Source organism: Subtercola frigoramans (assembly GCF_016907385.1).
In the GTDB taxonomy this organism is placed as follows: Bacteria; Actinomycetota; Actinomycetes; order Actinomycetales; family Microbacteriaceae; genus Subtercola; species Subtercola frigoramans.
In genome coordinates this window covers 914550-929643 of record NZ_JAFBBU010000001.1, presented here as the reverse complement: position 1 = coordinate 929643, position 15094 = coordinate 914550, and the positions used below count along the sequence as shown (strand labels likewise).

Genomic DNA, 15094 nt, shown 5'->3' with positions numbered 1-15094 from the left:
CGTTCACCACGCATCACCGTCGGGTGCCATCACGCTCTGCCCGTCTGCAAGGCTCTGCGTCCCAACGCCTCGTGGCTGCACGTCGATGAGCACTTTGCCGACGAACCCGCCTTCCACGGCCCGGTGCGCCTCGGCGGTCTCTTCGAGAGCGAACCGGATGATCGGCAGCCCGCTCTCCTCCCCCACACCCAGCGCGCCATCTGCAGCGGCCGCGGACACCGCTGCCACCGCGTTGCCCTTCTGCACCTCGCTCGTCGTGTACGTCAGAATGAACTGGTACCGCACGTTCTTGGTCATGCTCGCTCGAGCAGGCACAACGACGCCGTCAGGGTCGCCCGACACGTAGATGGCAATGGTTCCGCCGGTCGCGAGCACCTCGACGTCGGCAGCGAGGTTTGCGAGCGGGTTCACCTCGACGATCACGTCCACTCCGCGGGGTACGAGCTCCTGCACCCGTGCGATGAGGTTCTCTTCGCGATAGTTGATCACGTGGTGCGCGCCTGCCCTCCACGCAAGGTCGGCCTTGGCGGCAGAACTCACCGTGGTGACCACGGTCGCGCCGGCCCAGGCAGCGAGCTGGATCGCCGCGTGGCCGACCGCCCCGGCTCCCCCGGCCACCAGCACGGTCTGGCCCACCAATGTTGCCGGGGCCAGGCGCTCGGGGCCGCCTTCTCTCGCCGTCAATGCCCGATGTGCCGTCAGCGCCGGGATCCCGAGCGAGGCACCCACATCGAACGAGACTCCCGGTGGCAGATCGTTCACCAGCACCTGGGGAAGAACCACGTAGTCGGCAGAGGTGCCCGTCGGGCGCGTGAACGCTGCGTCACGCAGCCACACCCGGTCGCCGACGGCACAGCGCAAAACTCCGTCACCGATTGCGTCGACGACCCCAGCGCCATCCTGCCCCGGCACCTGCGGCGGGTCGAAGTGTGCCACTCCGGCGGAGCCCGCGCGTGACTTCCAGTCCGTCGGGTTCACTCCCGATACGGCGATGCGCACCCGCACCTCGCCATGCCCGACCGGAGGAATGTCGCGCTCGACGAGTTGCAGCACCTCCGCTGCCCCCGGCCTGCTGTAGATGATCGCTCTCACCGGTACTACCTCTTTCCGCCGAATTTGCGACGCCGCGCCTGCGCCGCATTCGCCTGGTCCGACTGCTTCTTCTTCACGGGTTTCGCGACCGGTCTCCGGGCCCCAGCCCCGCCCTTCTTCGACGATGTTGCCGCTTCTGCCTCTGCCGCCGCCCGGGCTTTCGCCTTGGCCTTCGCGACCGGGCCGATCTTCTTCACCGGCTTCTCGTCACCCGTAACGGCCGCCGAACCACCCGAAGCAGCACGGGAGCTGGCCGCCGACCGACCGCGCACAATGCCGATGAACTCCTCGACCAGCAGCGAATCAGAACCCTGCGGCCAGGCCAGCGAAACTTGCGTCTGGGCAAGATCGGTGACCGGCCTGAACACGACTTCTTTGCGCCCATGCATGCGCGAGATCGCGTGTGGCACGATGACGATCCCCACGCCTGCCGCGACCTGCCCGACCGCGTCGTCGAGATCCCGGATGCCCAGCAGCGGTCGCCGCGACCCCTCGGCGATCTCGAGCGCGACATCCCGCCACTGGGGCACCGTGTCGGGATCCTGCAGCAGGTGCTCGTCTGCCAGATCGGCGACGGTCACCGAGTCGAAGGCCGACACGGGATGGTCCTTGGCGACTCCGACAACCTGGACCTCGCTGTAGAGCGCGATGGCGCTGAAGGCCTCCGAGTCGATCGGCATTCGTACGAAACTCACGTCCGCGCGGCCATCGACGAGAACAGCGGTCTGCTCACCCGGCTCCGAGCGGAACACGACAAGAGGCACGTCGGGGTGCCGCTCCTGCCAGATGCGCGTCCACTTCGTGACGGTCACTCCGACGGCGAAAGCGATGGTGAACGGCGCCGTGGTGTCGTCGTCCTCGCCGGGCACCCGCGGTGCGAGGTCGCCTTCGACCGGGGGCAACCCGCGCGCCTCGCCGGATACCTCAGAGACCGCGGCAGGGGGCAGCCCGGGCGCGTCAGAGTGTGCTTCGCTCATTCTCTGCCCCGATCATCCGCCACAGCATTGACAGGGCTTCAGGATACGCTGGCCTCATGACGAGTCAGAAATCGCCCCAGACCATGAAGCCCGCAACCGCCGCGAAGAAGCTGGGCATCTACCTGCCCGCCGCGCCGGCCGAGTTTCAAGAGGGCGACGTCACGCGTGACCAGCTCAACACACTGCTCAGCTCGCCGCCCGAATGGCTGGTGCAGCTGCGCCTGAACGGCCCGCACCCCCGCCAGGAGGTCGCGCGAAAGCTGGGCATCTCGATTTCGGGGCTGAGCCGCGCCGAGGCCGATGAGGCGTACACCACGGCCCAGATCAAGGGGCTGCTCGAGCAGCCGCCGGAGTGGCTCGTGGTCGAGCGTGCGCGCCAGGCCGGGGTACACGAGGAGAACGCCCGAATCAAGGTCGAGCGTGCCGAGAAGGCAGCACAGAAGGAGCGCGCCGAGCGTCACGCGCGCACCAACCCCAACTCGATCGCACCCAAAGCGCGCTGAGCCCTGAGCCTCGCGCACCCCTGGCAATCAACCGGGCAGGGTCGTGCGGCGACACTCATCTTGGATAATTGACTCATGACTGTGACACAGCCACGCCCTGCCGACATCAAGCGCTGGCGACAGTACATGGCCGACGAACAGGCCGAAGCCGCTGTCTACCGCGATCTCGCCGAACGCCGAACCGGCGAAGAGCGGGCGATTCTGCTGGCCCTCGCCGAGGCGGAGTCACGCCACGAATCCCACTGGCGCGGGTTGCTCGGTGACCAGGCAGGCAAGCCGCTTCGCGGCGACCTGCGCACCCGCAGCCTCGGTTTTCTGGCCCGCCGGTTCGGCTCGGTCTTCGTGCTCGCACTCGCCCAGCGCGCCGAGACCCGGTCGCCCTACGCTCATGATTCCGACGCCACAGCAGCGATGGCCGCCGACGAAGAGGTGCATGCCGAGGTCGTTCGTGGTCTCGCTGCCCGGGGCCGCAACCGGCTCTCCGGCACATTCAGGGCCGCTGTCTTCGGCGCCAACGACGGGCTGGTGAGCAACCTGGCCCTCGTGATCGGCATCTCGGCGACCGGTGTCGACAACTCCGTCGTGCTGGTGACCGGTATCGCCGGGCTCCTTGCCGGGGCCCTGTCGATGGGCGCCGGGGAGTACGTGTCGGTGCGGTCACAGCGTGAACTTCTCGAGGCATCCTCTCCCAACCTCGACGCGACGAGCGCCCTCCCCGACCTCGACGTGAACGCGAACGAGCTGGCCCTCGTCTATCGCGCCCGGGGAATGTCGGTCGACGACGCCGACGCCAAGGCCCACGCGATGCTGCTCAGCATGTCGCTGGCGACAGGCCCGCTGAAGGCGATCAAACGCACGGACGCCCTGGCCGATGTCAGCGACCCGGCCGTCAACGAACAGATCGACGAACACGAGGCTGTCGGCACGGGCCTGAGTGCCGCGCTCTCGAGCTTCTGTTTCTTCGCGTCGGGAGCGGTCATCCCGGTGCTGCCCTACCTCTTCGGGCTGCAGGGTGTCGTCGCGCTCATTGTGTCGTCGGTGCTCGTGGGCATCGCCCTGCTCTGCACGGGCGCCATCGTGGGCATACTCTCGGGGGGCCCACCGCTGAAGCGGGCTCTGCGCCAGCTTCTCATCGGCTACGGCGCCGCAGCGGTCACCTACCTGCTCGGCCTGGCCTTCGGCACCACCGGCCTGTAGAGCGCTGGCCCGCGCACACCGGCCGACAACCCCGTCTTCAGGAGCGGCAGACGTCGTTCATGAAGCCCGTCACGCGGGCCTCGAGCCCCGACACCTTCTCAGCGAGCAGTCCCTGCGGGTCGCGGTAGTACGACGCGTGCGGCACATCCACCCGGATGTTCGTCGAGCAGCCGAGGTTCGCGCAGATGTAGGTGCCGACCGTGTTGCCGTTCTCCCCCGCCTCACCGGTTCGTTTTGCACTGAAGAGCGAGACCCCGTGCTCAGTGTGAGTGGCGCGGCACAGTTGGCACATCATCATGCGGCGGCGCGACAACGGGCCATCCGCCTCGCGAACCACGATGCCCACGGCCCGGTCTCCCTGCCACTGGATGATGTACCCGAGGTGCGGCGAATGCGAGTCCCGCCAGCCGAGGTAGTCGAGGTTCTCCCAGTCGAGTTCGACGAAGTTCGACGGCAGCACCATGTTGGCCGCTTCGCTCGCCGAGGCATTGGCGAGCGAATGCCGAACCTCGATCCCGGTCATCCTCTTCACGCATGCACTCCTCAGCACTCGGGTTTCAAGCCTAACCGACAGCCGTCATCGGCCCCGATGCTGAAGCTCCTGCTGTGCCTTCTCGAGCCTCTTCGCCTCGGCCACCGTGAACATCTCCTTCGAATTCTCCAACTCCCTGATGAGGGTTGCGGCATCGTACGGGCCGAAGTGGCGCTTGCCGCAGATGAAGAACGTCGGGGTGGAGTGCACGTCCATCAGCTCGGCATCGATCGCATCATCGCGTACCCGGTTGACAACGTCGGCTGACCGCATGTCTTCTTCGAAGCGGTTGAGATCGAGCCCGAGGGTCGCAGCATACGCCAGCAGGTCGTCGAGCTCGAGCTCGTCCTGGTGGCTGAACATCAGGGGAGACAGGTCGAAGAACCGGCCCTGCAGGGCCGCGGCCTCGCTGGCCCGTGCCGCGAGAATCGCGTGCGGGTGCACCTTCGTGAGCGGCAGATGCCGCCAGACGTACTGCAGCTGGTCTCCGAAGTGGGCCCTGACCTCGTCGATGGACCCCGTGGCGCGGCTGCAGAACGGGCACTCGAAGTCGCCGTACTCGACCAGGGAGAGTTTCGCGTCGGCCGCTCCGCGAATGTGATCCCGGCGGGGGTCGACGGGCCGGGCCAGCACGAGGCTCATGCGTGACGGTGGCTGGACCTTGTCGACGATCCTGAAGATCGCCCAGCCCAGCACAAAAGCGATGAGTGACGCCGCGAGTACCCCGACCCTGGCTTCATCCTGCTGGCGGGGGTCGTCGATGGCGAGATCGATGATGAAGAGCGAGATCGTGAAGCCGATGCCCGACAGTGCCGCACCGCCTGCCACTCGCCCTAGCGTCAGTCCTGGGGCGAGCTCGCCGAGCTTCAGCGCTTTGACGAGCGCGGTCATCCCGGTGATGCCCACAAACTTGCCCACGACGAGACCCGCTATCACGCCCCAGGTCAACGGCGATGTGAACGCTGCGGCCAGGGTCTCTCCGCTGAGCTTCACGCCGGCATTTGCAAGAGCGAAGACAGGCAGGATGATGAAGCTGGTGTACGGCGAATAGAGGGTATGCAGGCGATCGTTGACCGACACCGAATTCAGCAGGCCGCGAACTGCCGCTTGGGCATAGGCCGGGTTGGGCGACTGCCGGAACGCGCGGCTGAGCTCGGCAGCGCGCTCGACCTCCCTTCGCCGTGGCGCGTACACGGGAATCAGCAAGGCGATCGCGACGCCGGCCAGCGTGGGCTGCACCCCCGAGGCATAGAGCGCGCCCCACACCACGACAGAGAAGACGAGGTACGCCGGACCCTGGCCGAGCCTCACGTACTTGAGCGACCAGATGATCGCAAGCCCGAGGGCCGCCACGACCAACGGCAGGAAGTGCACCTGGTCGGTGTAGAAGAAGGCGATCACGGCGAGCGCTCCCACATCATCGACCACAGCGAGCGCCAGCAGGAAGATTCGCAGGTGGCCTGGGAGCCGCGGGCCCACCAGGGCGAGCGCCCCCAGCAGGAATGCCGTGTCGCTCGAGATCACCACACCCCAGGCGTGACCGGTTTCTCCCGTGTGGTTGAAGAGCAGAAAGATTGCGGCAGGAATCGCCAGGCCGGCGACAGCTGCCGCGACCGGCACGATCGCACGCGATCGATCGCTCAACTCCCCGACAGCGAACTCGCGCTTCACCTCGAGACCGACCACGAAGAAGAAGAGTGTCATCAGGGCTTCGTTGACCAGAGCCCGAAAATCGAGCTGGATGCCCGTACCGCTGACCTGCAGCGAAACCGTGGAACTCCAGAACTCGTCGTACGAGTTGCCGAATGGCAGATTCGCCCAGACGAGGGCCAGCACCGTCGCGCCGAGCAGCAGGGCAGCTCCGGTCTTCTCGCTGTCGGAGAAACCCCGCCTCTGGTGAAGCACGCGCCTCAGGCGGGGGAAGCGTGGGAGTGAGTCTCCCTCGGTCACTTCGGGCAGCGCGCTCATTCGCCGGGAATGGCGTCAGGACCGAAGTCGGCGGCGACCTGGCGATTCGGTGCACGTCGGGCGTGTGCGGTCAGCATCGTTCCAGTCTGCCGCATGTGGTGCCCATCGATGGCGAATATGCCGCTTTTCGCATATAGCCCATTTCCGGGCCAATCGCGTGACCTTCACGCTCAGATGTTCCCATCTCGAGCCTGTCGCTTGACACGGATGCAGTGTTCTGCGTACGCTCACTCACAATCGTTGAGAGCGCTCTCACAACCTCATTGAGAGCGCTCTCAATGTTCATCCCTGTCCCAATTGCACACAAAGGAGTGACGTGACCTTCTCACGACGCACGACCAGGATTACCGCCGTTGCAGGTGCCGCTGCAGCATTCGCACTGCTGGCGACTGGATGCTCGAGCTCGAGCACACCGGCCACCACCGGCACAGCAACCGACCCGATCACTCTCACGGTGACGACGTTCGGCACGATGGGCTACGACGACCTCTACAAACAGTACGAGGCCGACCACCCGAACATCACGATCAAGGCGACGAACATCGACACCGGCGACAATGCCAAGACCGATTGGCAGACCAAGGAGGCGGCTGGCGCCGGTCTCCCTGACGTCCAGGCCGTCGAGGAAGGCTGGCTGAGCGCGGTGATGCAGGTCTCCGACCAGTTCAACGACCTCAGTGCCTACGGCGCGAACGACATCAAGGATCGCTGGGTCGACTGGAAGCTGCAGCAGGCCACCGACACGAAGGGCCGCATCATCGGTTACGGCTCCGATATCGGCCCAGAGGGCCTGTGCTACAACAAGACCGACTTCGCCGCTGCCGGTCTCCCGACCGACCGCGATGCAGTTGCGACGCTCTTCGGTGGCTCCTCTGCAACCTGGGATGACTATTTCACGGTCGGCGCGAAGTACAAGGCGGCTACGGGGAAGGCGTTCTACGACCAGTCGGGCTTCCTCTGGAACGCCATGGTCAATCAGCAGAAGGAGGGCTACTACAAAGCCGACGGCACCCTGAACGTCGACGGCAATGCCGACCTCAAGGCGTTGTGGACGAAGCTCTCGACCGCCACGGCTTCTGGCCTGTCTGCAAACCAGACTGCCTGGGACTGGGGCAAGGGCAAAGCCTTCACCGACGGAACCTTCTCGACCTTCGTCTGCCCGGGCTGGATGCTCGGCGTGGTCAAGGGCCAAGTCACTTCGGCCGGCGGCGACGCATCCACCGGCTGGGACTTCGCCAACGTCTTCCCCGGGGGAGCAGCGAACTGGGGCGGGAGCTTCCTGACCGTTCCGACGCAGTCGAAGCACCCGCAGGAGGCCGCTGACCTCGCCGCCTTCCTCACCGACGCGAAATCCCAGGCTGCCGCGTTCGGTGTTGCGGGCACGTTCCCGAGTGTGACTGCCGCCCAGACCGACCCGGCTGTCACCGGCACGAACGCGCTGTCGACGTTCTTCAACAACGCCCCGATCGGCCAGATCCTCGCCGATCGCGCCAAGGGTGTCGTTGCCCAGTTCAAGGGACCCGACGACTCCGTCATCCAGTCACAGGTCTTTGGCCCCTCCATCCAGGAGATCGATTCGGGTAAGGCAGACGGGGCAACCGCGTGGAATGACGCGATCACCCTGCTCAACCAGCTCGTCGTCAACAAGTAACTAACACCACCTCCGCTGGTTGAGTAGCCCCCGACATCGTCGGGGGTGTATCGAAAGCCCCCGTTCTCGGGTTTCGATACGGCCTCCGGCCTACTCAACCAGCGGTACCCCTCAACGCACCACCAGACAGAAAGCTGCGACGCCCCGTGACCGCAACGCTGACGACTCCCCCGCAGACCACCGACGAGCAGCCATCGCCGAAGCCCAAGCAGAAGGTTCCGCTCACGCACCGGCTCAACCGCTTCGATGTGAAGGCGTCGCCCTATCTCTACATCGCCCCCTTCTTCGTCTTGTTCGGTCTCGTCGGGCTGTTCCCCCTGGGCTACACCTTCGTCGTCTCCCTGAACAAGTGGAACCTGCTCACCGGCCCGGCCGGGTTCGTCGGTCTCGACAACTACGTCGCTGAACTGACAGACCCCTTCTTCTGGAACTCGCTCTTCAACACGATCAGCATCTTCCTGCTCTCCGCGATCCCGCAGCTCGTCATCGCCGTGGTCATCGCCGCGGTCCTCGACCAGAACATCAGGGCGAAGACGTTCTGGCGCATGAGCGTGCTCATCCCCTATGTGGTCACCCCGGTGGCCGTCACCCTCATCTTCTCGAGCGCGTTCGACGAGAAGTACGGCTTGATCAACAACCTCCTCACTGCCTTCCACCTCGACCCCGTGATGTGGAAGACGGAGACCTTTCCCTCGCACATCGCCATCGCCACGATGGTGAACTGGCGCTGGACGGGCTACAACGCCCTCATCCTGCTCGCAGCGATGCAGGCTGTTCCCCGCGACATCTACGAGTCGGCCGCACTGGACGGCGCCGGCCCGATCAGGCGCTTCTTCTCCATGACACTGCCGAGCATCCGGCCCACCATGATCTTCGTCATCATCACCGCCACCGTCGGCGGTCTCCAGATCTTCACTGAGCCCAAGCTCTTCAACCCCACCACCGCCACACCGGGTGGCCCGCAACGGCAGTACCAGACGACCGTGCTCTACCTCTGGGACCTTGCATTCAATCGTCAGAACTTCGGAAAGGCCTCAGCGGTCGCCTGGCTTCTGTTTCTCATCATCGTGCTCTTCGGAGTACTCAACTTCCTGATCTCGCGCCGCATCGCCTCCGGTGAGGCCCGGGCTTCACGACGCTCGACCGCGCGGCGGCTCGCGCGGATCGACGAGCAGAAGACCAGCGTCTCCGTCGCTGTGCCAGCACCAGCACCAGCACCAGCTGAAACTGTCGCGGCGCCCAGAACACCACCCGACGACTCACCAACGCAGGAGCACCGATCATGAGCGCGACCATCAGCCGATCATCCACGCCGACGGAGGGTGCCAGCGGGCTCGCGCCGAAGGGTTCGAGGCGGCGAAAGCCGCTCGGTATCGAGAAACGCCCGGGCTTTCTCACCTACGGCCTGCTGATCGTGTTCTTCATCGGCGGCACCTACCCGCTGTACTGGTCGTTCCTGGCTGGTTCGAGCCCGAGCTCGGTGCTGACAGACACCTGGCCACCCCTTCTTCCCGGCGGTCTCTTCTGGCAGAACGTTGCTGCAGTCTTTGACACGGTGCCGTTCTGGATGTCACTGCTCAACAGCATCATCGTGTCGACGGTGATCACGGTCTCTGTCGTCCTGTTCTCCACCCTCGCCGGATACTCCTTCGCGAAACTGAAGTTCCGCGGCAGAGAGGGGCTCCTGGTCTTCGTGATCGCGACGCTGGCGGTGCCGACGCAGCTCGGCATCATCCCGTTGTTCATGGTCATGAAGCAATTCGGATGGACGGGCACGCTCGGCGCCGTCATCATCCCGACACTCGTGACGGCCTTCGGCGTCTTCTTCATGAGGCAGTACCTCGTCGACGTCATTCCCGACGAACTCATCGAGGCGGCCAGGGTCGATGGCGCAAGCATGATCCGCACGTTCTGGCACGTCGGAGTGCCGGCGGCGCGCCCGGCAATGGCCATCCTCGGGCTGTTCACGTTCATGACCGCCTGGACCGATTACCTCTGGCCGCTGCTGGTGGTGCCGCAGAACCCCACGCTGCAGGTCGCGCTGAGCCAGTTGCAATCGGCCAAGTACGTCGACTACTCGATCGTTCTGACCGGCGCCGTTCTCGCCACGGTTCCGCTTCTCATCCTGTTCATCCTCGCCGGTCGCCAGCTTGTCTCGGGCATCATGGCCGGCGCAGTGAAAGGCTGAACCGTGTTCCAGCAACCAGAACTCTCGCCCTGGCCATCCGGCTTCATCTGGGGCTCGGCCACAGCAGCGGCCCAGATCGAAGGCGCGGCTCACGAAGACGGCAAGGAGGATTCGATCTGGGACCACTTCGCCCGGCTGCCGGGAGCGATTGCGAGTGGCGACCTGCCGGAGCAAGCGGTCGATCACTACCACCGAATGCCCGAAGATGTGCAGCTGATGAAGCGACTCGGGCTCGGCTCCTATCGGTTCTCGACAAGCTGGGCGCGCGTCAAGCCGGGCGACCGCTTCGTCAACCACGCCGGACTGGACTTCTACTCCCGTCTCGTCGACGAGTTGCTGGAGGCGGACATCCTTCCCTGGCTCACCCTCTACCACTGGGACCTGCCCCAGGCGCTCGAAGACCAGGGCGGGTGGACCAACCGCGACACCGCCTACCGGTTCGCTGACTACGCGGAGACCGTGTATGGCCGTCTCGGCGACAGGGTGACGCACTGGACGACCTTCAACGAGCCGCTGTGCTCCTCGCTCATCGGCTACGCGGCGGGCGAGCACGCTCCTGGGCGCACCGAGCCGAGGGCCGCCCTCGCGGCGACGCACCACCAACACCTGGCACACGGGCTCGCGGTGAACAGACTTCGACACCTCGGTGCCTCGCTGCACGCGGGAGGCGAAACGAGCGATCGAATCGGCATCACCCTCAATCTGACCAACGCTGTGCCGATCGACCCGAGCGACCCCGTCGACCTCGACGCCGCGCGACGCATCGATGCACTGTGGAACCGGATGTACCTCGAGCCCCTGCTTCTGGGTGCCTATCCACCTGATCTTCTGCGGGATCTGCAGGGCCAGGGGCTTGAGGATGTGATCGTGGAGGGCGACCTCGAGCTCATCGCTCAGCCCCTGGATTTTCTGGGGGTGAATCACTACCACGACGACGCCGTCAGCGGTCATCCCGAGCCGCGGGGCAGCCGGGGTGCCGCACAACCGACGGCTCGCCCGAAAGCGTCTCCGTTCGTCGGTTCGGAATTCGTCACCTTCCCCTCACGGGGGCTTCCCCGCACGAGCATGGACTGGGAGGTGAACCCCGATGGCCTCCGGACCCTGTTGGTCCGACTGGGATTGCAGTACCCGAACCTCCCGCCGTTGTATGTCACCGAGAATGGGGCTGCCTACGATGATGCCGTCTCCCCGGACGGGTGCATTCACGATCCAGAACGCACCGCCTACATCCGTGCCCACATCACGGCCGTCTCCCGTGCGATCGACGACGGTGCCGACGTGCGTGGGTACTTCGTCTGGTCGCTTCTCGACAACTTCGAATGGGCATGGGGCTACGAGAAGAGATTCGGCGTCGTTCGTGTCGACTACACGACGGGCGAACGAACGATCAAGGACAGCGGTCTCGCCTATTCTGAGATCATCTCGAAGAGCTCGGCAAGCGTTTACACTGGGGAGGATTGACGAAACTGTAGGGAGATGGCTGTGTCCGAAGACGTATCTGCCACCACGAGCACAACGGGATCACCCTCCGGGCATTCGGGAGGTCACGACATTCCGCGGCGGTGGCCGACTGGCTCGCTCACAGACGCGAAACCCGTACCCACTCTCGAGATGGTGGCGGCCCTCGCCGGTGTGTCCCGTGCCACTGTGTCGCGCGTTGTCAATGCTTCTCCCAAAGTCACTCCGCAGATCGCCGAGGTCGTCAACAACGCCATTGCGCAGTTGAACTACGTGCCCAATCGAGCTGCACGCTCGCTCGCCAGCAGGCGCACGCAGGCGATCGCCCTGGTCGTGCCGGAGTCGACGGCGAAACTCTTCACAGACCCCTACCTTGCGAGCGTCATCCAGGGAATCGCCCTCGCCCTCGCCGACACCGAGTACACCCTCAACATGCTGATCTCCTCAGACACGCGTGCCGAGAAGACGAGGCGCTATCTCCTCGGTGGAAACGTCGACGGCGCCCTGGTGGTCTCGCACCACAGCGGGGACCAGTCGTTCGGGCACCTCGGCCAGTCACTCCCCGTGGTGTTCGGTGGTCGTCCACTCCTCCCCGGTGAGAGCAGCAGCTATTTCGTCGATGTCGACAACGCGGCAGGCGCCGCGGGCGCAACCGCACACATCCTGTCCACCGGAAGACGGCAGCTTGCCACCATCGCCGGCCCGCAGGACATGCCACCCGGAGTGGACCGTCTCAACGGCTGGCGACGCACACTGGCCATGCAGGGCCTCGACCAGTCACTGGTCGAATACGGCGACTTCACTCCCCTCTCCGGTGCCGCCGCAATGAGGAGACTGCTCGATCGGGGTAGACCCATCGACGGACTCTTCGTAGCCAACGACCAGATGGCAGCGGGCGCGTACTCGGTGATCTACGAACGCGGGCTCACCATTCCCGGCGATATCGCTGTCGCCGGGTTCGACGACAACTACTTCGGCGCCACCTCGACACCACCGCTCACCACGGTGCACCAGCCCTCCCACGAGCTCGGCGCGAAGATGGCCGAGATCCTGATGGCTCTGATCGAGGGCAAACCGGCACCGCGAGTGACGCTTCTCCCGACCACGCTCCTGGTGAGGGCATCCACGGGCTGACGCGGCATTCTTCGTTCGGAGTTGACTTAACGATATATCGGTGTGTATCTTTGACACATCGCCGTAGTTCGGCGTCATTACTCAATCCGAAAGGTGAACGCGATCATGAAACGCACTCACAGACAACACTTCAACTTCTCCGGCGCCGGGCACTCCGACGACGGCAGCCACGCGGGTCACGACCCGCGTCTCGCCCATTCGCCGCGCGAATTCGCCCGCCGCGGCCCGCACGGGCACAACGGTGGCGGATTCGGCGCTGCCGGATTCGGTCCCGGCGGATTCGGTCCCGGCGGATTCGGTCCGGGCGGATTCGCCGGATTCGGCCCCGGTGGGTTCGGCCCCGGCTTCGGACCTCGAGGGCCACGTCGTGCAGGCAAGGGCGACGTGAGGAGCGTCATCCTGTCCCTTCTGGGCGACGGCCCCTCGAATGGCTACGGCCTCATCAAGGCCATCGCCGAGCGGACAGGCGGCACCTGGCGCCCCAGCCCCGGTTCGGTCTACCCGACCCTGCAGCAGCTCGTCGACGAAGAACTCATCGTCTCCAAGGGCGACGGCCGCCGCACCGAATATGAACTCACTGAATCCGGTCGTTCGTATCTCGAGGAGCACGCCGACGAACTCGCGAAGGCGTGGCAGGCGACTCCCGGCCGCTCCGAGAGCGACACGGCGTTCCACGAGAGCGTCGCCAAACTGATCGGCGTCGTTCAGCAGTTCCGGTCACCCGCGACCGACGCCCAGCGTGCAGCCGCGGCCGAGAAGCTCGACGAAGCCAGGCGCGCTCTCTACCTCATTCTCGCCGATTGACGGGAGGCCGTCAGGGTGCAGAGGGGTAGCTGTAGAAGCCTCGTCCGGTGGCTAGACCGAGATGACCCTTGTCGATGTAGTCGTCTTTGAGAAGCTTCGCAAAGGCCTGCTGCTTCGGTCCACCCTGCGAGGAGATGTTGTACGCGGTCGTCAGGCCGACGACGTCGAAGATCTGGAACGGCCCGAGCGGCGCCCCCGTACCGATGCGCCAGGTCTTGTCGATCGCGTCGGGCGCGGCGATGCCGTCGACCAGGAGTTCTGAGGCGGCATTCAGCAGCGGCACCAGCAGCGAATTCAGCAGATAGCCGGCCTTCTCCTTCTTGATCTCGATCGGAACCATGCCGATGTCACCGGCGAATTCGACGACGGTGTTGTACACCGCAGGGTCGGTGTCTGCGGTGCCCATGACCTCAGCGGTGTTGTAGATCCAGACGTGATTGGCGAAATGAAGGGCGAGAAACCGGTCAGGTCGACCCGTGAACTCCTTCAGGTCACTCGGCAAAAGGGTCGACGAGTTCGTAGCGAAGATGGTCTTCGCAGGTGCAAGCGTGCTGAGCTTCGTATACGTGTCGCGTTTGATGGCCAGGATCTCAGGAATCGCCTCGATCACCAGGTCGGCATCGGCTACCGCTGCGGCAAGGTCGTCGGAGTAGGTGATTCGCGCTAGCGCCTCCTGGGCCTTACCGTCGCCGGCTCCGGCAACCTCGACGGCATAGACGTCGGCAATTCCCTGGAGCCTGGATTTCGCCTTCTCGAGAACCTCGGCGTTGATGTCGAAGGCGGTCACCGCGAACCCGTGGTACGCAGTCTGGTACGCGATCTGGGCACCGAGCACTCCCGTGCCCAGTACGGTGATGTTGGTGAGTCTGGTCATTTTCCTGGTGCCTGTCCTTCACTTGGTGGAGCTGGTGGGGGTCGCAGCGACTGAACCAGCCGGTGCGAAGGTGTTGCCGAAGACGTGCAGGCCCGCGACGATGAGCTCGGTCTGCTGACCGAGTACCACGAGCATCCGTTCGGCCGTTGTCTCTTCGATCGGCGCGCGAGCGATCTCGAGGTGCACGATGTCTGAGAGGGTTCGGGCAGCGACGGCCGTAACCGGGGAGGCGCTGATCGAGCGCGTGAGAACGACTTCGAACAGATCCTGGAGTTCGACCGTGAGCCGGAGTCCTTCGGATCGATACCGTTCCGTCGGGTCTCCGTACAGCAATTCGCGTTGATAGGCAGCCGCGTTCTCTGCGAACTCGCGGGAGGCCACCACCAGTGGTGCGATGAGCGCCAGGATGCTCGGCACAGCACCGTCGTCGGCAGACACCTGGGCGCGGCCACTCTCGATCGCCTGCCGGTACCTGTCGTTGTAGACCATCAGGAGCAATTCTGACTTGGTCGAGGCGTAGCGGAACAGGGTACCGATCGCCACATCGGCCCGATCGGCGATCTGCTGCGTGGTCACGTTGGCGAAACCGTGGCGGTCGAGCAGTTCGGCTGCGGCGGCGTGGATTCGGGACTGCTTTTCGAGCTTGTTCTGCGCCCGCCGACCATCTGGCACCTGCCGTTCACCGCCTCAGCTCAGGCTAGCCCCGACAAAACGGA

The 15094-nt window shown here is 65.0% G+C and carries 14 protein-coding genes; 8 read left to right on the top strand and 6 right to left on the bottom strand.

The window, feature by feature from the left end:
• Positions 1 to 3: 3 nt before the first annotated feature.
• A complete protein-coding gene (locus JOE66_RS04480) occupies positions 4 to 1092 on the bottom strand; it encodes an NADPH:quinone reductase (protein ID WP_205107132.1) in 1089 nt (362 codons plus the stop codon).
• Between the two features lie 5 nt (positions 1093 to 1097).
• Positions 1098 to 2069: a LysR family substrate-binding domain-containing protein gene (locus JOE66_RS04475; RefSeq protein WP_205107130.1), complete on the bottom strand. Its 972-nt coding sequence runs from the start codon at positions 2067 to 2069 to the stop codon at positions 1098 to 1100.
• A gap of 56 nt (positions 2070 to 2125) precedes the next feature.
• Between JOE66_RS04475 and JOE66_RS04470 the strand changes: the two genes are divergently transcribed.
• Both JOE66_RS04470 and JOE66_RS04465 read left to right on the top strand, forming a co-directional pair.
• The gene (locus JOE66_RS04470; protein ID WP_205107128.1) at positions 2126 to 2572 is read left to right on the top strand and encodes a DUF5997 family protein; all 447 of its coding nucleotides are present in this window, start codon (positions 2126 to 2128) and stop codon (positions 2570 to 2572) included.
• A 75-nt stretch (positions 2573 to 2647) separates the two neighbouring features.
• Positions 2648 to 3769, top strand: coding sequence for a VIT1/CCC1 transporter family protein (locus JOE66_RS04465; protein ID WP_205107126.1), 1122 nt, complete (start codon positions 2648 to 2650; stop codon positions 3767 to 3769).
• Positions 3770 to 3806: 37 nt separating this feature from the next.
• Here the strand turns inward: JOE66_RS04465 and JOE66_RS04460 are convergent, their stop codons facing one another.
• Both JOE66_RS04460 and nhaA read right to left on the bottom strand, forming a co-directional pair.
• Positions 3807 to 4292 carry an FBP domain-containing protein gene (locus JOE66_RS04460; RefSeq protein WP_239518481.1) on the bottom strand — a complete coding sequence of 162 codons (486 nt, stop codon included), beginning with the start codon at positions 4290 to 4292 and terminating at the stop codon, positions 3807 to 3809.
• A 54-nt stretch (positions 4293 to 4346) separates the two neighbouring features.
• On the bottom strand, positions 4347 to 6251 hold the full coding sequence (nhaA, locus tag JOE66_RS04455) for a Na+/H+ antiporter NhaA (RefSeq protein ID WP_307827049.1): 1905 nt from the start codon (positions 6249 to 6251) through the stop codon (positions 4347 to 4349).
• A 334-nt stretch (positions 6252 to 6585) separates the two neighbouring features.
• On the opposite strand from nhaA, the gene JOE66_RS04450 reads away from it, so the two are divergent.
• From JOE66_RS04450 to JOE66_RS04425, 6 genes are all read left to right on the top strand, one after another.
• Positions 6586 to 7920, top strand: coding sequence for an ABC transporter substrate-binding protein (locus JOE66_RS04450; RefSeq protein WP_205107120.1), 1335 nt, complete (start codon positions 6586 to 6588; stop codon positions 7918 to 7920).
• A 146-nt stretch (positions 7921 to 8066) separates the two neighbouring features.
• The gene (locus tag JOE66_RS04445) at positions 8067 to 9206 is read left to right on the top strand and encodes a carbohydrate ABC transporter permease (protein WP_307827048.1); all 1140 of its coding nucleotides are present in this window, start codon (positions 8067 to 8069) and stop codon (positions 9204 to 9206) included.
• Positions 9203 to 10108 (top strand): carbohydrate ABC transporter permease, encoded by a 906-nt coding sequence (locus JOE66_RS04440; protein ID WP_205107118.1) that lies wholly within the window; start codon positions 9203 to 9205, stop codon positions 10106 to 10108. The genes JOE66_RS04445 and JOE66_RS04440 overlap by 4 nt, the downstream gene beginning before the upstream one ends.
• Positions 10109 to 10111: 3 nt before the next feature.
• On the top strand, positions 10112 to 11569 hold the full coding sequence (locus JOE66_RS04435) for a GH1 family beta-glucosidase (RefSeq protein ID WP_205107116.1): 1458 nt from the start codon (positions 10112 to 10114) through the stop codon (positions 11567 to 11569).
• 150 nt (positions 11570 to 11719) lie between these two features.
• Complete coding sequence (locus tag JOE66_RS04430; RefSeq protein WP_239518478.1) at positions 11720 to 12700, top strand: LacI family DNA-binding transcriptional regulator; 981 nt, start codon at positions 11720 to 11722, stop codon at positions 12698 to 12700.
• A gap of 105 nt (positions 12701 to 12805) precedes the next feature.
• A complete protein-coding gene (locus JOE66_RS04425) occupies positions 12806 to 13504 on the top strand; it encodes a PadR family transcriptional regulator (protein WP_205107111.1) in 699 nt (232 codons plus the stop codon).
• Positions 13505 to 13514: 10 nt separating this feature from the next.
• Here the strand turns inward: JOE66_RS04425 and JOE66_RS04420 are convergent, their stop codons facing one another.
• Both JOE66_RS04420 and JOE66_RS04415 read right to left on the bottom strand, forming a co-directional pair.
• Complete coding sequence (locus JOE66_RS04420) at positions 13515 to 14378, bottom strand: 3-hydroxyacyl-CoA dehydrogenase (protein WP_205107109.1); 864 nt, start codon at positions 14376 to 14378, stop codon at positions 13515 to 13517.
• A gap of 18 nt (positions 14379 to 14396) precedes the next feature.
• Positions 14397 to 15050: a TetR/AcrR family transcriptional regulator gene (locus JOE66_RS04415; protein WP_205107107.1), complete on the bottom strand. Its 654-nt coding sequence runs from the start codon at positions 15048 to 15050 to the stop codon at positions 14397 to 14399.
• Positions 15051 to 15094: the final 44 nt, after the last annotated feature.